Genomic DNA, 24957 nt, shown 5'->3' on the forward strand with positions numbered 1-24957 from the left:
CCGCCCCATAGCGTTGCGCCGGGGGGCGGGGGCATGAAAAGATTAGTCCATGGAAGCTATATTGCACACTTCAGAAGGTGACATCCACCTCGAACTCTATCCCCAATCCGCACCGGTAACGGTAAAGAACTTCGTGGAACTCGCCAGCGGCCAGCGCCAGTGGACGCATCCGTTAACCGGCGAGGTTTCAACCGACCCGCTATACAACGGGACGGTGTTTCACCGGGTTATTGACGGTTTCATGATTCAAGGCGGCGACCCGCTGGGCACCGGCACCGGCGGCCCGGGTTATGTCTTTGACGATGAAATCGACCCGAACCTTGCCTTCACCGAGCCGTACCTGTTGGCGATGGCCAATGCAGGCACTCGCGGCGGCCAGGGCACTAACGGTTCCCAGTTCTTCATCACGGTGGCTCCCACCACCTGGTTGAATGGTAAACACACCATCTTCGGACGGGTCACGGACGACGCTTCTCGCGTGGTGGTGGACAAGATTGCCACCACCGCCACGGATCGTACGGATCGCCCGCTGGAAGACGTGATGATTGAAACCATCGAGATTGTCGAGTAAACCTTGAGTGAATCCGAGTCCTATTCCGAGAATACTCGAGCCCCAAAGCCCCCAAAATCCTTTGTGACCTGGGGGCTTTGCCTTGCCATGTTGGTGATTTGGGTCGCGACGCTGTTGTTTCCGACGCTAATTCGCGACTTTGCTTTCATGCCGGCGGCGGCTTTGTTTGAACCGTGGCGGTTTTTGTCGGCAGCTTTCTTGCATTCTATCCCGATGCCTTTCCACCTTGGTTTCAACTGTTGGGCCTTGTGGGTGGTGGGTCGCGCCTTGGAACCCATCATGGGGCATACGAAACTGCTTTTGTCCTTTGTGATTTGCGCGCTGGCAGCTTCGTTGGCGTGTTGCCTGACGGCTTTGCTGAATCTCCAGGCCTGGTTGACTTTCACAGTGGGCGCCTCAGGGGCGGTATTCGGTTTTTTCGGGATAATGTTGGCGATCCAGCGGATGCTGCGCCTGCCGTACACCGAGATGGCCGCCTTGATTGGTATCAACTTCGTTATCGGTTTCGTTTTGCCTAACGTGGCGTGGGTGGCACACCTGGGGGGGCTAGCGGCCGGACTGGCGATTGGTGGGTTCACGGCGTGGCGGTTGCGTCACGCCACTTTGGTTGAAATCCCCGTTCACGAGGTGCCAACCCCGGATAACCCCAATCCTCCTAAAGCCGTCGTCTTACACCGGGTGATTACGACCCGCGACCGCATGTACGATGTTTTGTTTTATGCAGGTTTTGTGTTGTTGCTTTTGGGCGCGAGCTGGTTGTTCTATCACTTCAACTATCACACGATTTATAGCCTGCTTGGTTTCTAGGTTTTGCGCATAACTAAGGAGCCGACTCAGCATTCGCTGAGCCGGCTCCTTGACTTACGGCCTAGTGCCGAAGGTTATTCTGTTGTTTCCCGCTTGCGCCGAGCTGCAAGCAACCCGATGGCACCACCGGCGGCAATCATCGCCAGGGACAGCATGCCTACTAGCGCAGCCTGAGCACCGGTTCGTGCCAGTGTCGGCGGCATCTTGGCCTGAGCCGGCGGGATGGTTGTGGCCGGGGCTACCGGTGGAGCCGGCGGCGGCGGAGTCGTCGGCGGAGTCGTGATGGACGGGCTCACCGGCGGGTTCGGCGGAGTCGTCGGCGGAGTCGTGGTCGACGGACTTACCGGAGGCGTGGTGTACGGCGGGGTGGTCGGCGGGGTGGTCGGCGGGGTATCCGGCGTCTCTACTACGGTGACGGTCTGGCCAGCATCCTTGAAATCCTCGTGAGCCAGTATCGGCTTCAGGTTGGGGTTGCTAGCAGCATCTTCCATTTTACCGAGATAGGCCTTTTCAAAGACCACCAGTTCATCGCCCTGCTTCAGATTCTTAGTCTGTTCAGCGGTCAACGGAATGTCCATTGTCCACTTGCCAGAACCCGAGGCATCCGCAACCAATCCTGTCTTGGTAACCGGGGTGGACACATCCTCGCCGTCGGTCTTCCTAACCAGTTTGCCTACCAGAGTGTAGACTCCGCCGGCCTTCAAGCCGTTGTAGGAAACGGTATCGGTAATCTTCACTGCCTCGCCAGGCTTGATGGTCTTGACATCCGCACCTATGGTGGCGACAGTCTGCATTTCCAGTTTGGGTCGGCTCGAAACTACCTGCTTGGGATCCTTGGGATCTTTGTGCTCCACTATCGGCGGGTTGCTGGGATCTGTGGGATCTGGTGGCTTGGTGCCAGCATCACCGGGCGTGTTCGGAACCTCAAAGAGGCTTTCAAAGAACACCAGGTCACGCTGCGAATCCGTGGTTTCAGGAACCACCAGCGGGTTTTCTCTGTCAACTACCCAGGTGCCCTGGCCATCTTTACCGGCACTAACCTTGGTCCAGCGCGCCAGCGGCTGGCCGTCAGCACCCAGTACCGGGGTGGAATCGTCGGTGTAGACCAGTTGCGTCAGCAACCAGTATTCGCGATCCGCTACCAGACCGGAATAGGTCACGGTATCGAGAACCGGGGTGGCCTCGCTAGGTTTGAGCATCTTGGCGCCGTCCACAGTGGTAGCCAAAGTAGCCAGTTTAGGATACGTGCTCTCGAAGTGGTTAGTAGCCTTCACTTGCAGCAAACCACGTGGCTGAATCTTGACAGTCACCTTGTCGCTCTTACGGTCACTGCTCCAAGCCTTGGTTTTCGCCTTACCGTCGGCAGTCGCCCAGGTGGTGCTCATGGTGGCACCAGTCGGCATCGTACCCTCCACACCGGTTTCGGTGATGGCCACCTCGGTGCCCACAGGGAAGCCCTCGAATACGGGGCTCTTTGCAAGAGCCGGATTGCTCGAATCCACCGTCAAGGTGAACTCACCTTTCGGTTGAGTGCCAGGCTTGAGCAAAGCTCCGGCGGGTAGTTTTGCCTCGTATTCGAACTTGAAGGTCTTGGGCAGTTGCCTCGAGACATTCTCGCTCAAACCGGCACCATTCTCCACGGTCTTTTCGACCTGGAAAGAGCCGTAGTTAGAGGAAACCTTGAACCACTGGTAGCCGTCACCCTGCTGTTCGCTAGTTTCATGGTGAGACACCACCAGTTTCGCGACCTTAGAGGTTTCTCCGGCCGACAGTTTATTCAGACCATCCTTGAACTTGGTCATATCCGCTGTCTGCGGTGCGACGTAAACGTCTTGCCACACGACAACCTTCTTGCCGACCTCATGCAAGGTATCCGGGATATCGACACTCACCGTCCAGGTACCGTTGTACCCATTTTCGGGGGTGGTGGCATCCGCTTTCACGGTTTGTTCCGTGACGTAGGAAGGCACGTAGTCAATCTTCTTGGCTACTGTCTTACCAGTGGCCTCGTCCTTGACCATCTCGACAAAGTAGGTGTGCAGCACGTAGTTACCCGCAGGCATTTGCTTGTAGGTTACGGTGTCGGTGAGCACCCCACCATTTTCGAGCACCTTGCCGAACTGGCTGATGGTGTTAGTGGTGATAACTGGGTCGTAGCTAAACGAGTTTTCTGCGGTTACTTCGACATTCGCCACCGTATCACTGCCATTAGCGGTGCCACCAATCTTGACGACAGCCTCACCATTCACCTGGGAATCAACAGTAACACCGTTGACCGCAGTGAACTTCACAGTATCTTTCAGGCCGGCCTGGTTCACCGCACCTTGGACATCCTCGCTAATGGTACAGGTGTCACCCAGCGGAATGCCCTCTACCGTCTTTTCTTCACCTTCCTTTAAGGTGAACTCATCGACGCTGCCCTTTTGAACACACTTGACAGTGAACTTGTAGCTAGCCTCGGGGCGTGCCACCTTGGCGAAGGCATCCTCCCAGCCAGTTACAGTCTTGGTCAACTTCAAAGAACCGAATTGCGGCTCGGCAGTGATTGACTGCGAAGAGGACTGCGGGTCATTGTGCTTCGCTACTGGTTCAGACTTGCCCTTCGGGGTAACTTCAGTATCGTTTACCTTTTCGTAGGTGCCTTCCGCCCAGAGTTGTTCGTAAACAACCAACGCTATATCGTCCTTTACCACCTGGTTCTTCGTCAAGTCTTCACGCTTCACGGTCAGATCCATCTCGGTTTCGTAAACCTTGACATCCTCGCCGTACTTGGTCTTCTCTACTTCGGTGGCAGGTTTAGCCATCGAAGCCGTGACCTTGACAGTCGTGGCAGCCTTAGCCAAGGCGCTACCTTCGTCCCCGGCAACGCTTTGTTCGTAGAGTTGGCCGGCAATCGCGTAGGTCTTGCCTTCCTCGACATTGTAAAGACGCACGGTGTCCTTGATGGTGAAGGCATCCTTCTTGCCATCGGTCACGTCGAAGGCCTTGAGCTTGTCTACCGTAGCGTAGGTGCCCACTCCAGGCTTCTTGGACGTAACCGTCTGGTTTTCATCCTTCGGGTCTTCGTGGGAAGCCACCGGGTTGCCGTCAATCGTGAGGTACTCGTAGGCCACGAGTTTCTCGTTACGTTCGAGTACTTCGCGCGGCACAGTGAACTTCACCACGGCCGTACCAGAAACCGTCTGGGCACCGTTAGCAGCAGCCGGGGTAGTGAATTCGGTAGTGGCTTTCACTCCCGTGTCAGACAAACTCTCGGCACTAGTTCCGCCCATCAAGTTGCCACTCAGGGTGTACTTGGTCTTGGGCTGCAAGTTGAAGTATTCCACCGTATCGGTCAGTTCGACCTTGTCAGCTACCCACACCGTCTTGGACTGGCCGTACTTGAGGGTGGTTCCAATCTTGGGAGCCTTCACCACGGTGACGGTCTGACCAGCATCGTTGGGATCTGCGTGAGTCGCAGCCCAAGTCTTACCGGTCTTGAAGCCCACCGCTTCAATCTCCGAAGTGGCTTCCTTGTTGACAATATCGGTGTCGCTGTCCAAAGCCAGGTATTCATAGGCCACCAACTTGAATTCTGCGCTCGGGTCAGACCCGGCGAGTTCTTGCAAGGTTTCCTTGGGTACCGTGAATTTCACGGTTACGGACCTCAACTGGTCGCCCGTGGCGGTGAATTCCTGCATTCCAGCGGACACAACTTGATCCGGGTTAGCCTGGTTGACCAGTTTCGAGAACACGTGGTACTTAGCGCCCTCAATCAGACCCGTCTGGGTGACCCTCACCACGTCCTTTAGCTGAGCATCTCGGGTAAGGCTAATAACCTTGCCGTCGGTGCCTTTGGCTGCCTGCGCATCCGTCAGGGTAGTAGTGATACCCGGGTTATGCTCCGACACCACCGTTTGGTTCGGATCCTTGGGATCCTCGTGTGGCGGCGGTACCGGCTTGTCCGGTTGACCGGGTCGAGTCATCTTTTCATAGGCCACATACTTGTAGCCAGCCTTGAGCTTGCCCGTAATCCCGTTGAAGGTCACCTGGGCGGTGCCATCAGAGGTCTTAGCGGTGAACTCAGTGTAGCCAGTAGCCACCGGAGTCTCCGAGACTTTCCCGGTAACTGGGTTGATTTCCATCAACTTGGCATCCAAACGGTAGGACACACCCTCGGTCAGACCGGTGTACAGTACCGTGTCAATCAACGAATCGCTGGCGTGAGGCACGGTCGGGATATTGGTATTGTTCTCGACCCATTCGCGCTTCCCGTCAGCCGAGAGCACGGTCTTTAGAGACGGGCTCGTGCCGGATTTTACGGTCTGGTTTTCGTCGGTAATATCCTCGTGGCTGGCTGCCGGTTGGCTCTTGCCAGTCTTCGTGTCCTTCGGAGTTACCGTCTTGGTCTTGGTATCCACCGTGACCTCATTGGCAACCCAGAGCTTCTCGAAGACCACCAGTTCGGTATCGGCCTTTACGGTACCGGCTGGAACCGTAAATGACACCGCATCAGTCTTAACGAAGGCACCAGATTCGGCCTTGAGAGGCTCGGACACAGCGGTTATCGCCTGCATGTCTTTACCGAGTACCGGCTGACCGGTAGCCTTGTCCATCAACACGCCCGAAAGCACGTAGGTTTCCCCAGTCTTCAAGCCGCTCAAGGTCACGGTGTCTTTGATGGTGGAATCCTTGTCCGCCAGCAACAGGTTGCGTTCACTGTCTACACGCGCCTGGGTCTTAACACTCGGGGTGTAAACCGTCTGGGCGTCATCATTGATGTCGTGGTGAATCAGGAATTCTCGACCCTCTTCGTACACCGTTTCGAAAGCAACCAGCACCTTACCTTGCGTCAGTTTCGCTGGAACCTGGAAGGACAGTACCACGGAACCGGCTCCGGAGGTGATTTCCTCTTCTACCGGGCGATTTTGGTCTCCCACTCGGTAAACCGAGTTGGCCGCACCAATCACGCGCTCTACTGGAGCAACACCCGCAACGGGTTTGCCAGTGGCCTTGTCCATCAGCTCACCCCTGACCAGATAGGCCTTAAGGGTGCCATCCGGATAGGTAGCCGCCAGGTTCAAACCGGAGTAATCTACCTTGTCGTTGATGGTCACAGCCGCAGCATTATCCGCATGCTTGTTACCATCAGCCGCATCGGTAGCGGTGGTATCCAGAGAACCAACCGTAACAGTTTGGTCATCGGACTTCGGGTCTGCGTGAGTAGCCACAACCTGGCCAGATTTATCCTTGAGAATCTGGTAGACCACGAATTGAGAACCGGACTTGACCTTGTCAACCGGCAGCTTGAAGGTCATCTGGGCTTCACCAGTGCTGGTGGTGGCACCGGCTTTGCCGGCGGCAACCTCAACCTTTTGGGTCTGTCCTTTAGCCACAGGGGTATTAGAAACGAGCTGGCCGTCCTTGACCTCCATGAGGGAGCCTTCTAAGGTGTAAGTTCCGGGAGCCAGGTTAGCCCAAGTAATCTGGTCGGTGACAGTGAGGTTTTCCTTGCTGTCCTTCTTCATCTGGATTACCTTCGCCCCATTGACGGTGGCAAGGGTGCGCAGGCTCGGGTGGTACACGACCTGGGAGCCATCGTCGATGTCCTGGTGGGTCGCAACTTCTACTGTCCCCTGGTACAAGGTTTCGAAGACAACCACTGGGGCGGTCGCCAACGCGGTCTTTTGCACCTCGAACTTGACGATAGCCTTTACGGCACCGGATTCGTCAGAACTGGCCTTGTTGGCCGTAATCTTGACGGGAGTAACGTTCACGTACTGGGCGGGAACCTCGTCCCCACGCTTGACCTGGGTGCCGTCGGCCAGGGTAGCATCAGCCTGGTAGTGCAAGGTACCGGTGATGGTGTATTCCTCGCCTACGTTCAGTCCCTTGTAATCCACCTGGTCGTAGATGGTTACGGTTTCCTTGCTGGCATCGAGGTTTTTATCCTTCGGGTCGGACTTGTCGCCCGCCGCGCCGTCGTAGGCCGTGGTGGTAATCTCTACCTCTTGCACGGTGATGGTTTGGTCGGGATCGTTGGGGTCTTCATGAGATGCCACCGGAGTGCCGTCTTTCTTCTTCGCATCGAAGAGCTTTTCAAAGACCACCATATTCTGACCAGCTTTAATGTATTCGGCCGGAACCGTGAATGTCATCTTTTGCGCGGCAATCGCACCATCCTGGTCGCTTTGGAAGGTCTTTGTCTCAGTCTTCGTACCAGGAACCACCGTGCCATTCACGTAGTGCAGTTCACCAACCAAGGTGTAGCTGTGCGACTTTTCAAAGCGTCCGTTGAAAGTCACGGTATCGACAACTGCAGCGCTCTTCTGACCAGGAACCATAGCCTGGTTTTCATCGGCAGCATCTACCGCCTTGGTCTTTAGACCACCGTTGTAGACAGTCTGCTTCTCGTCCTTGATGTCGTGGTGAACCGCAACCTTCTTGCCGTCTAGCGAGAGATCCTCGAAGACCACAATCGGCTTGCCTACCAGCCCGAGATCCTGAGCCTGCTGCGCCGTGACCGGGAACTCTAGCACGGTCTCGCCGGTGCCATCAGCCTTGGCAGTGATGGTACCCGTCTGCTTGATACCAGTGGTCGCACCCTGAGGCGTGCCGTCATCTACCATCAACTCACCGGAGACATCGTAGGTCTTGCCCGGAATCAAACCGGTGGCAGTAACAGTGTCCTTGATAGTGAAGTTTTGGCTCGAATCGACGTACTTGTCGCCGTCACCATCGGTGGCATCCGTGGTGACACCGGGTACGGTTACAGTCTGACCTTTATCTTCGGGGTCAGCGTGCGAGGCGATAGCCTTCTTGGTGTCCGGCTTGTCCACCTGGAAGTCACCGGCTTTGAACAGGTACTCGTAGACCACATAGGTCTCGCCGCTTTGCACCTTGAGGTCACTGAAGGTCACGCTTTGGGTTCCATGAACCCCCGTAACAGCATCCACAGTAAAGGAGTGCGAAGATGTCTTAGCAGTAGAAACTTCCTTGCCATCGCTCAGCTTCTTCAGCTCACCGTAAAGCACATACTTGCCGGCTTCGAGCCCGTGGTATTCCACGGTGTCTATGACAGCCACATTTCCGAGTTCCGCCTTGCGGGAATCCTTACCCTTCAAAGGCTTGGCATTACTCATGTCCACCGTGGCCGGCGTATCCGCTGTAGCACTGAATCCGGGTGCTGCCGAAGCAGTGGTGCCAATCTTGGGAGAGTAAACAGTCTGGGCTTCATCCGTGATATCCGCGTGCGCAGCTACCAGGATATTACCGTCCTTGACTTCCTCGAAGGCTACCACAATCTTTTGCTGCAGCTTCTCGACCGGAACGGTGAACTTCAAGGTAACCGTGCCGCTGTGACCCTCGGTGGCTTTCTGGCTTGTCAAATCGATTGTTCCGGAAGCCGAATCCACACCTGGCAGTTCGCCGCCATCAGTACCATCGGCACTCTTGAAGTGCAACTTACCGGTAACGGTGTACTTCTTGCCACCGGGCAGGTTCCGGTATTCCACCTTGTCAAAGACCTCCACTGTGCCCGTGGCATTGGCATCCACTGTCTTGGTGCCATTCTCGGAGCCCACCGTGGCGGTGGTTCGCAAGGTTGGGGTAAAGAGCTGCTGCATCACGTCGTTATCATCCACGTGCGAGGCCACAGCCTGACCTTTCAGGGTCTCCACAGCCGCCCCAGAAGTAGCACTACCCTTTGGCAACAAGAACTCGTAGGTCACGAAGCCCTTAGCGTCATTCTTTACGGCATCTTCCAGAGAGGCAGTGTTGACTTTAATCTGGTCGTTATTCCATTCGCCGGAAGAAAGCGCATTTGAACCCGCTTCGGCAGTGGTGACATTAGCGGTACCCTCACCTATCACTAGACCCTCGTTACCAAGAGCCACAATCCGTCCATAGAGGTCGTAGCTACCCGGTGCGACATTCGTGTAGGTCACAGTATCAGCGATGCTCTGGATTTCTGGAGCCCCCTTACCAACCTGAAGCATATTGCTCTTGGTAACCGGGTTCAAAACCTGAGTCTTAAGTTCGCCCTTCCAGATCGGCTTCACTTGCTGGTTTTGCGGCAAGGTAGGTTCGACTGCCATCAAGCCACAGTTACCAGCACACTGTGGATTCCAGTAGTCACTACGGTAAACCGCCACACCAGCAGCAATTCCATCGGGATTGGCTTCGAACAGACTGACCGGGATTTCATAGGTCAAGGTGACCTTGGCACTATCGGCATTAACTTCTTGGTACACGTAGTTCCAAGTGTGACCCTGCGGGTTCTTCCAATTCAGGTACTGGTTTGGATTATTGAAGTCCGCTGCAGTCAGTTTTCCAGACTTGGAGGCATTGAAAAGACGACCCATCACAGTGTAGTTACGCTTGGGTAAATTCTTGAACTCTACAACGTCAGTGAGAGTCACCCAGTCGGTGTACTTGTTGGTGCCGTCAGACTTCTTTTCGCTCAAATCAATCTGGCGTACTCCATTCACCTTCTTCGCGTCCGTCAAGTTGGTACCTAACTCCGAGGTCACCTTGGAGAAGCAGTCCCAGTTATTAGTCATCTTGACTTCGACCTTGGTCTTACCGCTGACATCAAAATCGATGGCGGCCTGAGCCTTATCATCTTCTACCGCATCGAAGTCATAGCGCTTGGAAACGTCGATTCCATCTAAGGACTTCGCGCTCATATCAACCGAGTGACGCCAACGCCCGTAGAACAGCATCTTGTAGTCATTGAAGCCCTTGTCAAGCTCCGCTACCGTACACTTCGAACCGATAGCCACCTTTACGGGCAGGTCAATCTTGCCGTTAAGCGGTACCTTCCAGATGCCCTCCGGGTGAGCCTTATCAGCCACCGGCTTATCGTTACAAGTCACCTGCATCTCTACAAAGTTGCGGGTCACGAAGCCGCCCCAAGCCTGGTAGTAGCTGTTCCAGTAATTGAACTTGTCTACCGAGAGACCCGGATCCCCGTTGTTATTGGAGGACTGCGCCACCTTTTCTAGGGACAAGTCCACATAGGTCTGCTTGACCTCGTTGGTCGCGGTCAAGATTTGCTCGGAGCCGTTCTTACCGATGGTGAACTTACCGGCAGAATCGCCTTGCTTGCCAAAGACGAAGGCCTGTTCAGAGTCCACCAACACCGGTGCCTTCACGGATGTCGCGCCCTGGGTAGTCTTGGTTTCGGCCAAACTCCAGGTGACCTCCACATTGGCTCCCACAGCGGCAAAGTCACCAGTGGGCTTCACTTCGCGAATGCCGCACTCGGAACCAGAGGCAATCTCGCCGGATTCGAAAGTTTCGCCCTGCTTCAAGGAGAACGTGTTCCACTTCTGGGGAGCTTCCGCACCCTTCGGTCCACACCACCATTCGAAGTTGTAGGTCGCATTGAGAGGCAACGCCAGTTTATCGTCGTTTTTAACTTTCTTCGTGACCTTGAACTTCCCGGTGGAATCCGTGAAGTCGTTAGTGGCTGTCAAGCTAGCCGTCTGAACCTCGGATTTCTGGATGACGAAGGTCTTTTGCGACAGGGTGTGTGCCCACTTCGCGCCCTTCACCTTCGGATCTACCTCGGAGACCTCGCACTTGTAGCCCACCGGAATCTGTTGGGAAGATACCGCAGCCTCGCCCACATTCAGGATGCCCTGCTTCACTTCCGCCTTGGAATCCTTGGGATCCTTACAGGTGTACTTGAAGTCGAAGCTGCTGGGTTTTTCGATATAGGACTGCGCGGTGGTCTTCTTTTCAATCTTGAAGATACCGAAGTCGCGGGTATAAGTGTTCTCGACGTTCACCGTCTTCGCCTCGACGGTGGTGATTACCTTAGCGGTATACCCCGGTTCTGACTTGGTCTGGTCGGCTTGTTTGGTTTCAACCGTCAGAGCCTTACCCCCGTCCTTCATGGTCACGGCCAGGCTGTAGTTTGCCACCGCCGCGTTCTTTTCGGTGACGGTGCATGAGGCGCCAACGGGAATGGGCACGCCGTCTACATCAGCCTCGAAATTCTTCGAGTCCTGGCCGCCCTTTACAAGCTCATCTTTAGCGATGACATGCTCGGCATCATCAGTCGGATAAGTACAGGTCACATCGAACTTAAAGCCCTTGTCGGCTGGGACGTGGTATCCATCAGTCTTATTGGTGACAGTCTTGTGAATCTTAAACGAGGTGCTCGGAATATCGAATTTGTTCGTAGCAACCACATTTACCGGAGTGCCCTCGGTTTCCACCTTGAAGGTCACCCCATTGGCATTAGTGTGTTTAACACCATTGTGATCCGTGACGGAACCGCTGGAAACAGGCTTACCGTCAATAGTCCACGTGGTAGAAACCTTTTCAGCATTCTTCGGGTTAACCTTGTTTTCCCACAGGGTACACTCGGTGCCCACCGGCAGGTTTTCCACCTTGACTGGGTCATCAGCGCTCTTGAGCTTCGCGTCACCGGAACGAACTTCCTTCGGGGTTTTACAGGTGTAACCGAAGCTGAACTGCTGGTCTTGGTACTTGCCAGCGTTGTTACCATCGAGCGTCTTCTTGAACTGGAAACCAGTAATTTTTTCCACGTAGGTGTTCGTGGCGATTACCGTCACCATCTGGCCATCAGCAGTGAACTCCGCCGAGGTCAATCCAGTCACGGTCTTGTCGCCCACCTTAATGGAGGTGCCGTTTTCCTGGTACTTCACCGGATTGCGATTCGGGTCATTCACCAGCTTCGGCAAGTCCTTCGGATTAGCCTCGCTTACGGTACACTTCGAGCCCTGCGGCACGGTGATTATCCCGGAAGGTTGACCAGCCTTGACATTGATGGTGTCAACCCCAGTTTGTGCTCCGAAAGGAGCCTTCTGGGTAAAGGTCTTGCCATTCGGCGCTTTACAGGTGTAGGTGAACTTGAAGCCATCCTCGAAAGCCAGATTTTCCGTGGAAGAAATCACTTTTTGGATTTGGAAGGTAGCCTTGTCGTAAACCGCCTTGTTAGTCGCGGTAAAGGACAAATCCTTGACCCCGGTAGCGGGGATGGTGACATCGATGCCGCCATCGGTACGAGCCGTGGCATTCTGACTCCAGCTGACGGGGTCGAAGGTTACGCCCGCAACAGTGGCTGGCACCTCATGAACGGAGCACTTGGTACCGACCTTCATCTTGCCCTCCGGCAGGGTCTTGGTTTCCCCACCCTTAAGAGTTACCTTCTGGTCGTCGAGACCCGGGCACTTCACGGTGAACTCGAAGTCTTTGGACTTCACGTCCTTGTCGTTTTGGGCATCACCAGTCAGCTCCTTGTGCAGACTGAAGATGCCATATTGAACCGTAAGGTCGTTGACGGCCTTGACGTTTACCTGCTGGACATCGCCCTTTTCACCGCCGATAACGACCTTACGGACATTAGCGGCATTATCCGGACCCACCGCATTGGTGCCATCCCCTTCCCAAGACAGGGTGCCAATCACGGCCTCGGTCTTAACCGGGGTTTCCTTAATGAAGCATACCGATCCAACCGGGGCATCCTTAATGACAGTCTGCGGTGGCGCCCCCGCCTGCAGCGGTACCGTCACAGCCTGAGTCTTTGCTCCCAGACCATTGTCGGCCGGGTCATAGCAGGTCACTTCGAACTGGTATTGATGGTTAGGCAAGGGGTTGGCCTTGGCGTCTTTGGAGACATCCTGGCCGTTGAGTTTGGCAACCTTTTGCAGTTGCAAGGCGCCCTTGTTGCGATCATAGGTGTTGGTCGCGGTTATGGTTACATCCGCGTCGCCAGTAGCTGGCAGAGTGAAGGTCACCCGCTTCGCGTCCTTGTCCACGCTGGTATCCACGCCCTTGCCGTCTACCTGGTAATCCAAAGATTTCCAAGTGTGGGACTTGAAGGCTTGCTCGCTAGTCTCCTCAAGGTGACACTTCACCCCGGAAAGAATCTGGGGAGTCTTGAGTTCCGAGGATTCCCAAGTGTACTTGTTGTCCTTATTCAAGGTCACCGACTGGGTCTTGTCCCCACAGGTCACCTGGAACTTAAAGTCGCCGTCCAAAGTCTTGTCAGCCTTTATGACCTTCTTCAGGGTGAACTTCACCTGGTAAGGCGTGTAGGTGTTGGTGGCCACCACCTCAGCAGTCTGACCTTCCTTGATGGTAACCATGCCAGAGTCACTGGTGGTCGAACCAATCTTCCAGGTCGGAGCCGTCGGGGCAGCAAAGCCAGTCGGAGCCGTTGGAGCGGTCTCTTTCAGGGTACAGGTAGCATCCGTCGGAATGTCCTTGACTTCCACGGTCTGCTTGTCCTTGGTCAAGTCGAGCTTGCCTTTACCGTTTTTGACGGTCTTGCCGTCAAGAACACAGTCGTAGGTGAACTCGAACTTGCCATTATTGGCGTCGGCAGCCTTCGCGAAGTCAATTCCTTTGCCCGCAACTGCCTTGGTCAGTTTGAAGCCGCCCACCTCGCGCTTATAGTCGTTGACCAGCTCTACCGTGTTCTTGGCCTTGTCTTTTTCGGCTGACAGACCCTTAGTCGAAACCTGGTTGGGGTCTTTGACCTCGAGCTTCCAAGTGTGACCGGCCACCTTCGCGGAAGTTTCATCCTCAGTTACGGTGCACTTGGCTCCTACCGGAATCGCAGTACCGGTGTCGTCGGTCTTGAAGGTCTTGGACTGGCCGTTGGTCAAGGGTTCATTAGTAGCAATGGTGTGCTCCGCCTTATCGGTCGGGTAGACACACTTGATACTGACCTTGAAAGACTTAGAATCGGCAATCTCCGAATTGTTGTCCTTAGTGACGGTCTTCTTGACAGTCAACTCCGTGCCGGAAACCTCAAAGGTGTTCTCTGCCGTGATAGACACAGCCTCGTTTTCCTTGTCGACCTTGAACTTCACAGCATTGTCGTGAGGGGTGCCCTGGTGGTCTGCCTGCTTAGAACCAACAACCGGCTTAGCCGCGCCAACAGTCCAGGTGGTAGAGATTTTCTCGCTAGGCTGGGTTTTTTCTACCGATTCTTCCCACAGGACGCATTCGGTACCTACCGGCAGGTCGGTGACATTCACCGCCGGGTCATTAGCCCCCAGTTGTTCGGTCTTTACCGCAGTCTTTTGACCATTAGGCAACTTGCAAGTGTAGCCGAAGTTGAACTTGCCCGGGTGGTTGGCCACATTATTGCCGGAAACTGCCTTAGAGAACTGGAAACCGGTGGTTTGTGGCACGTAGAGGTTCTTGGCGGTAGCCGTCACCACTTCCGTACCTTTCGTTACTGTGAACGACGCCGAAGTCAGACCCTTCCCGCCCGGGGTGAACTGAGTACCGGAGTACTTCACCGGGTTTGCTCCCTTGTTGTCCACTGCCGGAGTAGTCTGCGGGTCTGCCTCAGTTACCGTACACTTCGAGTCGGTCGGAACAATAATTTCCGCAGATTCCTCGCCGGCAGCCACCGAAACGTACTGGGCAGATGCCTGGTTGTTGAATGGCGTGGCTTGGGTGTAAACCTTGCCATTAGGCGCCACACACCGGTAGGTGAATTGGAAGTCACCCAAGAACTTGGTCGCCACCGGGTCGACGGTCTTCTTGATCTTGAAAGCAGCCTTGTTATAGGTGACATTGTTCACGGCTTTGATGGCCACATTCGGGGCTCCCACAGCGGGAATCTCGACGGAGACACCGTTATCGGCGGCGGGCGTACCGGAACCCTGCCAGGTCAACTCAGAGCTTACGCCGGTGACCTTAGCTGGCACCTCATGAACGGTGCAGGCCGTGCCCACCTTGACCTTTTGACCAGTAGCGGTCGCGTAATCAACCGGCGCGCCACCGGGGATAACCGTGACAGTCTGTTCGGACAAGTCGCCACACTTCACCTTGAAGTTGACGGGAGTCTTGGTGACATCCTCATCGGCAGCAGCCTCGCCCGTGAGCGTCTTTTGCAAGGTAAAGGTGCCGTAGTGAACCTCAAGCCGGTTCGTGGCCGTAACCGACATGGCCGGGGTCTTGCCCTGGTCTTCAGCAATCACCACGCGGCGGGCATTAGCCACCCCATCCGGGGAGGTGACGGTAGTACCCGCATTCTCCCAGGTCAGCTGGTTGGTCACATCCGGGGTGTCCGCCACGGTTTCTTTCACGAAGCACACGGTGCCGACCTTGGCCTTTTCGACCACGGTCTTGGTTTCACCGGCTTTGAGAGAGACAGCCTTGGTGGAAAGTTTTTCACCCACCTGCTCGCCCTCACCGGGCTGGTAGCAATCCACCGTGAAGCCATAGGACTTGTTGTCCCACGGGTTCGCGGCATTGTCCTTGACGGAGACGGCCTTGGTCAGTTGCAAGGAACCCAGCTGGTGGTCATAGGTGTTGGTCGCGGTGACGGACACGCTCGCGTCGCCAGTCTTGGGCAGGGTGAAGGATACGCCCTTGGCGGGTGCCTTATTGCCTTTGGTTACGCCAGAGCCGCTGACCGTGTATTCCACGGACTTGTGGTTGTAGTTGGCGATGTCGGCCGTGCCGGTTTCCACGATGGTGCAGGTTTCACCCGACAGAATCGGCTTGCCCGCAAACTTCGAGGAATCCCAGGAGTAATCATTGGCCTGGTTCAAAGTCACGTCGACAGAGGTCTGAGCGCAGCTCACTTGGAAGGTGAAGTCGCCGTCCAGTTTCGCCTGGTCATTGGCTTTCACAAGCTTCTTCAGGTCGAATTTCACCTGGTAGGGCGTGTAGGTGTTGGTGGCATCCAGCGTAGAGGTATTGCCCTCGGTGATGGTGGCAGTACCGTCGGCGGCTTGGGCTCCGTCGAGCTTCCAAGACAGGGTGGGGACGGCGTATCCATGAGGTGCTTTCACCTTAGGTTCGCTGACCACACACTTGGCGCCAGCCGGGATACCGGTAATCTCGGTCGACATCTGGGTGGCTGAAAGACTAATCGTGCCATCCTTGACCGGCTTGCCGTCTAGCTTGCAGTTGTACTTGAACTCGAACTTGGCATCATTAGCGGCCAGCGCGGTGTTCACGTCCACACCCGCGACGAACTTGCTCAGTTTGAAACTGCCGACCTTACGCTCGTAGTCATTGGTGATGGTGACGGTCTTGCCAGCCTTGGGTACCTTCACCCGGGTGGTGTGGGTCTTGACAACCGTAGATCCGTCCGCAATCTGCACACTCCAGTTGTGACCCGGCACATCCGCGCTGGCCACATCCTCGGTGACGGTACAAATCGCACCCACCGGAATCGGGTTCTTGCCGGACTTGTCAGTCTTGAAAGTCTTTTCCTGGTTGTGCTTGAAGACACCATCCTTTTCAGCGTCAGCAATGGTATAGGTTTGCCCGTCAGTTGGATAGACACAGGTGACATTCACCGTGAATTGCTTGCCTGCGGCAACCTTCGAAGCCTTGTCAGCCTTGACCAGTTTCTTGACTTTCAGTTCAGTGCTGGGAATATCAAACTTATTCTGGGCGGTGACACTGAAGGTGTCTTTTTCAGACTTAATCTCAAAGTTGACTCCATCGTGGGTGTTACCCTGGGCATCCTTGACCTTTTCAGTCTTGATTTCAGAGCTGCCCTGGAGCCACTTGGTTTCGGGCTTTGCTTCGTCCTCTAGCTTCTTGAAGGAATCCTCCCACAGGGCGCACTTGGTGCCCACCGGAAGTTTAGTAACCTTCTTGTTGCCCTTGTCAGACAGGTTTTGGCTACCAGAGAAGACCTGCTTGTCACGAGCCTGGCAGTACCAGTGGAAGTTGAACTTGTCCTGGGTATGCTTGCTGGCGTTGTTACCCACGACGGACTTGAAGAATTCAAAGCCGCCTTCCTGGGAGACATATTTGTTGACGGCCTCGAACTCGATCACTTGGTCTTTCCCGACGGTAATCGCCTTCGAAGCAAGCCCTGGCACCCCTTGGAAACTGGTGCCTTGATACTTCAAGGGGTTCTTGTCGTCGGCCACTACCGGCTTTGGAGCATCCTTGGGGTCGGCCTCGGTGACAGTACAGGTCGAGTCGGCTGGAACTGTAATTTCGGCAGAGGCTTCGCCGGCGGGAACATCTACCTCGCCGTTCAAGGCCAAATCCGGTTTCACCGTCTTGCCAGCCGGAGGGGTGCAGTTGTAAGTGAAGTGGAAGGTTCCCTCGAAGCTGGTGCCTTGCGGGACGACGGATTTGCGAATCTTGAACTTGCCAAGGTTGTAATCCGCCTGGTTGTTAGCGGTGAACACCACGGGTTGCGCCCCAGGCTCGGTCTTAGCGACATTCACGGTGATGCCGTTGTCATCCGCAGGGGTGTAGCCGTTGCCTTCCCAACCAGCGAAAGTCGAGCTTAGACCGGGGATTTCGGCTGGCAACTCATGAACCGTACAAGTGGAGCCAACCTTTACCTTGCCGTCAGGCAGCGCCCAAGTGGCACCGGGCTTAATCTTCACGACTTCGTTGTAGGCCTCGCCGCAGTTGACGCGGAAGTTGAAGTCTGTGTTCAAAGCCTTGGCATCGTCGGCCGCGTCACCCGAGAGTTTCTTGGCCAGGCTAAATGTGCCGTACTGTACCGTCAGGTGGTTCTTGGCGCTCACCTTGACCCCGGAAGTGCCCTTCGAGTCGGCCTTGATGGTGACCTTGCAGGCCTGGGGGTGTTCGACACCCTGCTTGTCCGTATAGGGTTCAACGGCCTCGCAGCCATTCTCCCAGTTCAGCTGGTTAATCACGTCAACAGTGTCAGCTGTGTTTTCCCAAACATGGCACACAGAACCGACCCAACGACCGCGATGCATCTGGCCTTTCTTACCAGCCTCGACCTCGACCCTGTCGTGGTCACTCCAGTTCATCACCGGGTTCGCGCAGTCGGCTTCGAAAGAGTAACGCTTGCCATCCCACGGGTTTTTAGCATTGTCCGCGATGGTGACGATTTTTTCAACTTCAATCGATCCCTGCTGGCGTCGGTAGCTGTTGGTCGCGCTTACCGCCACACTCACATCGCCCTTGGGCGGGAAAGCAAAGGTGACGCTGCGCTTGGCTGCATCCGTAGCGGCCGAGGCATCGCTGACGCTGTATTTCACACCTTGGTAGGTGTAGCCCTCGAGTGTCGGCAACACGGTTTCGGTGACGGTGCAGGACTTCGCCGAAAGGCGCGAGAACTCGGGTGTGCTCGCGGAATCCCAGGTGTATTTATTGTCCTGGTTGAGTTTCACATCTTTAGTGGCACCTTGACCACAGTCAACGTGGAAGCCGTATTCTCCACCTGGCTGGGTGTGGTCATCGGTGTTCACAATCTTGCGCAGGTTGAACTTCACCTGGTAAGGCGTATAGGTGTTGGTGGCTTCGAGCACCGGGTTTTGGGTGGCATCGGTCTTTTCAACAATCTTAATCACGCCCGACGCGTCAGCCCCGTTAACCTTCCAGGTGGGACGTTCGGGAGCCCGGAAGCCGCTGGGAGCGGTCACAGCCTTTTCTGTCAAGGTACAGGTCGCGCCAGCCGGGATATTGTTGGCTTCCGCCCCGGTTTGCGGGGTGACTTCCAATGTTCCGGTCTTGACGGATTTGCCGCCCAGGGCGCAGTCATAGGTGAAGACAAATTTGCCACCGTTAGCTTGGAGTGCTTCGGCCGTGTCTAGGCCTTCCCCGGTCACAACTTTGGTCAGTTTGAACCCGCCCAGCTTGCGGTTGTAGGTGTTTTCGACGGTGACAGTCTTGCCCTCGGCGGGAACGGTGATGTTTTCAGCCTTATTGGCATTGGAATCCGCGATGTTTTTTCCGCCCACCTTCAGTTGGATGGCCAGGTTGTGGCCTTCCAACTCGGCGCTGGTGCGGTTTTCTTCCACGGTGCATGAGGCGCCAACGGGAATCTTGATGCCGTTTTCGTCGGCTTCGAATTTCAGAATTCCGTCAGCTTTGAGTGCTTTGTCGGTGGCGACAACGTGGTTGGTCTTATCCGTGGGATACACGCAAGACACGCTCACGCGGTATTCCTTGTTGTTATCCACGACAGCCTGGTCACCTTTCACGACCTTCTTTTGGACAGTCAGGGAGGTGTTGGGAATATCGAAGGAGTTATTGGCTTCGACGACGATGGCCGCGTTTTCCTTGTCGACAGTGAACTCCACGGCGTTGGCATGATTGTTGATGGTTTTGCCTGTTACGGCTTGTTGGCCGGGCAAAGTCCACTTGGTCTGGTTGTTTTCGTTAGCCTTCGGGGTAGCGACGTTTTCCCACAAGACACACTTGGTGCCCACCGGCAAATCGGATACCGTGTGGGAGCCGTTGTCTGCGAGTGTTACGTTACCGTCGATGGCTTTGCCTTCACGTGGCTGGCAAGACCAGCCGAAGTTAAAGGTGTCACTGGCGTGGTTGGCCTTGTTGTTGCCGGTGACCTTCTTGGAAAGCTGGAAACCGGTGGTCTTCGGGGTGTAGTGGTTGGTAGCAGAGACCGTCAGAACCTGATTCTTGCTGGGGCTAAATTCCCCAGAGGTTTGGTTTTGACCAGCGGGATTAAAAGACAACTTGTTGTACTTCAAGGGGTTCTTGGAAGTGGTGTCCTTGACGCTGGGTAGGCTCTTGTCCTCGGTGACATGGCACTTAGAGTTGGCCGGGACGGTGATTTCCTCGGAGGATTGACCAGCGGTTACCTCGATGAAGTCTTTGACCGCCTGAGCGCCATAAGGCTTGGTATTGGTATAGACGTTCTTGTCCGGGTCGGTACAAGAGTAGGTGAACTTAAAGTTACCGTTGAACTCGGTGCCCTGGGGCTGGACGAGTTTTTGAATCTTGAACTTCGCGGTGTCCTTGGTAACCGTATTGGTAGCCGAGACAGTTAGCTCGGGTTCACCGGCGGCGGGCACAGTAATCTTTAAATCATTGCCTTCCTGGACACTGTTATTGCCCTCCCAAGCGGTCAGCTGCGAGGTGATACCTTTGATATCCGCAGCATCCTCGTGAATACGGCACTGAGTACCGGCCTTGACTTTTTGCTTGGTGTAAGTGGTGAAGTCCACAGCCTGATCGGGACGTACTTTTACGGTCTGTTCGTTTAGGCCGACGCAGTTAATCTTGAAAGTGAATTCGTGGTTCTTTACTTTCGCGTCCCCAGCAGCATCCCCGGTGACCTTCTTGGAAATCTTGAAGCTGCCGTAAGGAACTTGGAAGTCGTTGGTGGCTGTCAGGGCAATGCCCGGAGTGCCACCGTTATCCGCAGTTATAAAGACCCGGCGTGCCGTGGTGTGCGCCCGGGAAGCGCCGTCGGTGTAGGTAACATTGTCGCCCGCACCAGTCCAGGTCAGGTTCGGCCTCACGTCACCACCGACTTCATTTTCCCACACCAGACACATGGTGCCCACCGGCAGGGTCTTGTTAGCGAGAAGCGTTGGCGTGCCGGGCTTGACATTTACCGGCCTAATCCAGGCGGCGCTGGCTGCCTCGGCACCAGTACGCCTACGTTCAAAATTAGTTTGGCCTGCCCAAGAGTTGTGGCCGGGGTGCGGTACGAAGCAGTCCGCCTCGAAAGAGAAATTCTGGTTTTTCCACGGGTTGTCTTTAGCGTTAGTGCTGACTCGCTTGGTGACCTGCAGCGATCCCTTCTTGAGCTCGTAAGTGTTGGTCGCGGTCACCACTGCCGTCGCCTGAGAGGCACTGGGCAGCACGAAAGATACGCCGTTGTCCTCCGGCATACCGGTCGTTCCTTGCACTGAGAAGCTCACTGATTGCCAATCGTGGTTGGGATGCTGGTGTTGCGAGACTTCCTTCACCGTACACTTGGTGCCGGCCTTGAGTGCTTTGCCCTTGAGTTGCGTGAATTCCCACTGATAGCCGTTTTCTCGCTTCAAAGTCAGGGCATCGCTGGGGTAACCCGCACAGTCCACAGTGAAACGATAGCCGCCGTCACCAAGAGTGGAACCGTCGGTGGTACGAAATTCTTTCTTGAGGATGAACTTCGCGGCATTATCAGCCTGGTAATTGTTAGTGGTGTTCACGGTAACCTGGGTGGCGCCTTGGGGCACGTCAAAACTGGTGACGGCTCTCAGCCTGTGTCCGTCCTGATCCACGGTGGTGCTAGCCGGAGCGGGAATCTGCTGCTGCTGATGGTTACCGAGAACCACAGCTTTAAAGGACACGGCGTCTTTGTCAGTAAATGTGACGTCCTGAGAGGAATACGTCTCCGTGACTTGGCAGTTCGATCCAGGAACCACGACTAGCTCCGTGGCGGGTTCCGCCCCGTTGGTAGAAGCCGGACCACCCGCCGCCGGCGCATAGAGCCTGGACATGGTGGTGGGCTTGTTGTCCTTCTTGCAGTAGACGTCAAAAGTCACATTACCTTTAGCTTTGGCGGATTCACCGGCGCCAATCTTGTTGATAAGCAGTTTGGCGTTGCTCCCTTTGACTTTCACGGTCTGGTCGGGGTTTTCACCTTCGTGAGAAACAACAACGCTCAACGGGCCGTACCATCCGCTTTCCACCTTTTTGTTTTTCTCGTATCGAGGATCAGTGGTAAGGATGTACTCCTCGTAATAATACTTATCACCGGCTTTCATGTCAGAAACTTTAAGCTGTACCGGAAATATTCCTTGGAAGCTCCCTGCAGGAATATCCTTAATATCTTGCAACATAGGCCTCACCGGCATCTCTATGGTCTTCCCATCGCGGACTCGCTTAAGCTTACCAACGAGATAATAATTATCTTTGGAGATAGCGAATTTGGCCAATCCACTGTATGTCACACTATCTGTGAGAGTAATAGTGTCATTCTGACCGTATTTAGAGATATCTACTGTTTCCGGACCCCCGGGATTTTGGTTATTACCGTTAACCAATACAGTAGTGCCAACCTGCGGATCAGAAGAAGCCGTGGTACCCCACTGAATCTTCAAGGAACCAGAAACAGTTATTTTTTTAGAAAGAACAGTAACCTGCGCTTGGGTATCGTGACTCGGCTTATCCAAGAAGTACGCATCTTGCGCGTTATTCAAAGTACCGGCGAATGCAACGCTGAACTGGTCTTGATTTTTAACCAGGAAATGTACTCCCCTTTCAGCCTCTTCCAGACTTACTCTATCGACAGGTTTACCTTCAGGAGTAGTCGCACCTGTAACCCGCAAGTAAACACTGTTACCTATAGCCCTACGAATCTCGGAGCTCTTGTCGTAGTCATTCAGTTGCAGGAAAATTACCTTAGATTTACCATCAGGAGCTGTATCCACAGAAATCTGATCCAGGTGCATAGACTTCAGTGCCTGAACCACACTTGGACGAGTTTTATACGCTGACTCAGCAGCGCTGATAAGTCCTGCTGAAGATCCTGGTTCAGAAACCCAGAATCTTTTCATTCCATCCCAAGAGCCAACCATACTTGGAAGACCCATAACAACAGACCAAATAGCGTTTTGATATTTGGCATATTCTTTAGGTTGAGCAAATTGCTTGTAATGCCAGGCCAGAGCCTTGACAAGCTCAGCCCTTTCTGGATGATTTTGAGCCCACTCCAGGGTAGAAGGATGTGTATAGATATTGTGTGCACCAGGCTGTAACCCCTTAAGAGGTTCCACACAGAAAGAGTCGGCACCATCAGCCTTTATGTTGCCAGATCCTTCGCTGGCATATTGTAGCAGCCTGCTGATAGTGTAGTCATTTTGTTTTACACCTAAATACCAGGCTTTCTTATTATGGTTATCAAGGCGAGCTTCGTTAACCAAAACTAGAGAACCGTCAGGGACAATCGGCCCGCTCTGTTGGCAATTACGCCACTCATCAGCCCCTATAGCACCCTTCGCGTACTTCTTTTCCAGGAATTCGACAGCTTGCCTCCGCATATTTTCAAACTGGATATTCAATTTAGTCCGGAACTTGTCCGCAATATCCTGGGGAACGCGGTTCTTTGTCACAAATTCATCGAGCTGCTGCAAGGCATCTTTCTGTATCTCATCAACCTGCTTATTAACATCTTCAATAGCTTTATCTTTGCTCTTCTGGGGATCGAACTTTACTTTTAATTCTTTAGTCTTCAGCTGAAACGCACTAAACAGCACAGCGCGATCCTGGCCGACAGCCGAGCGATCCTTACCCTGATTCTTATCCGCCTTATTTGAATTTTCAGCGCTATCCTTGCCTTGCTTAGAAACAGCAGACCGATCCTCGAGAGATTTTGATTCTTTATCGAGATTACCAGCCTTGTGTCCTTTTTCCTCTACAAATTGACTAGAGGGTTTTGTTTCCGACGGTTTTTTCGTCTCTTTAGGCTCAGTCTCAGCAGTACTAGTCTCTGCGGGCGTAGGCTTAGCTAGCTCAGGTGCAGATTCAGAATTCGAAGAGGACTCAGAGCCATTGGGGGGGACATCCTTGGCCTGGGTTTCGCCCCCCTCCTTAGAGGCTAGGGACTCTTTAGGGTTCTCCACTGGAGACTCAGCAGTCTGTTTCTGTTCTTTTCCAGTTTTCTCGTTGGGGAGTTGCGAATCAGAAAACTCCTTATCCGCCGCCGCAGCGGCATCACCAACAACGTCATCGAAGCTCAGTTTATCCAGCGTCAATTTTAAGGTATCTTCAGTATCATCGGCATCGTCCACATCAGAGGGGGAATCCACTGAACGATCCGCAGAACGGGACTTCGAGCTATCCACTGAGAAACTCTTGGATCCATTTGGATAAAGTACCCACGCGCCATAGCGCCTTCCCAAGTAGCTAGGTCCTCCCTCATCCATCCGGATGAAATTTCCTAAGGGTTCATTAGAAATAATCCTGTCATCACGTACAAAGCAGGCGCGGGGCAAGTACTGCGCCGTAAAATCACCCAGTTGTTCCGTCTTCCCGTACATCTTTTGGGCATAGACACGGTCTATCGTGGTAAAGAGGTTTGTACTTAGAGCCGCATAGTACAGGTTTGTATTTTGTCCAGCCAAACTTACGTTAGCAGTGCCACCACCACTGATGTTAACCTCAGGATGTACTTTCCCTATCACCGCCGGTTCGGCCGCCATGGAGGGCATGACGAGGCCGCCGACGGTCCAGGCCACGGCGACGGAGGCAGCGACGAAGGCCGCCCCCCAGTTCCGAGTCGTTCGCCTCCGTTTCCCTTTCCCTACTTTAATGAGTCCACTTACTGGCATCCTGCCCTGCGTTCCCCTAGTTTTGTCACCCATTAGAGAATCCCTCCGTTGTAATTACTGTCCGGCAATCGAGCCTTAAAGTCTGACAGCTCTCCTGTCTATACACCTGGTAAGTTTATCAGAGCATTCAGGTAATTCCTAGATTACTTTAGGACATGTACTGACAAGCTTACCTACATCCATAATTACTTCGGTTATCTTCGGGGTACCTTTAGGTAAAGCCAAGAATTTCATGTAAAAAACACACTAATTGAGGGACGTTTCCAGGGTTTTACCAGGTTTTAACCCTGGAAATGTATGTTCCAATCCGGGATTTTTTGAGAGTAAATTAAGTGTAAAATATGAGTATCCACACTGGTTATCGTACATTTCCCTAGATTTCTGAGATTTTGCTGAAATTTATAAGCCAAACCTGAAAACCACTCCACTTCGCTCTGCCGCTGTCCCAACCCGGCAACATGTAAAGAAAAACTCGTATTTCTTACATCTTGTTCTGGAGCGTAAAACCACTTTACATGTGAGAAACTCGGCGCGTCCTTCGCTATGCCTCGCACGCTTCCATAGATAAACTTAGGCGATTTA

General features: G+C 54.2%; 3 protein-coding genes. 2 read left to right on the top strand and 1 reads right to left on the bottom strand.

Going from position 1 to position 24957, the window contains the following annotated elements:
• Positions 1-49 precede the first annotated feature (49 nt).
• Positions 50-571, top strand: coding sequence for a peptidylprolyl isomerase (locus HMPREF0577_RS08720; RefSeq protein ID WP_004013455.1), 522 nt, complete (start codon positions 50-52; stop codon positions 569-571).
• An 87-nt stretch (positions 572-658) separates the two neighbouring features.
• On the top strand, positions 659-1378 hold the full coding sequence (locus HMPREF0577_RS08725) for a rhomboid family intramembrane serine protease (protein WP_004015915.1): 720 nt from the start codon (positions 659-661) through the stop codon (positions 1376-1378).
• Positions 1379-1452: 74 nt separating this feature from the next.
• Here the strand turns inward: HMPREF0577_RS08725 and HMPREF0577_RS08730 are convergent, their stop codons facing one another.
• Positions 1453-24408, bottom strand: coding sequence for a DUF5979 domain-containing protein (locus HMPREF0577_RS08730; protein ID WP_004013458.1), 22956 nt, complete (start codon positions 24406-24408; stop codon positions 1453-1455).
• Between the last annotated feature and the right edge of the window lie 549 nt (positions 24409-24957).

The organism is Mobiluncus mulieris ATCC 35243 (genome assembly GCF_000160615.1).
Taxonomy (GTDB): domain Bacteria; phylum Actinomycetota; class Actinomycetes; order Actinomycetales; family Actinomycetaceae; genus Mobiluncus; species Mobiluncus mulieris.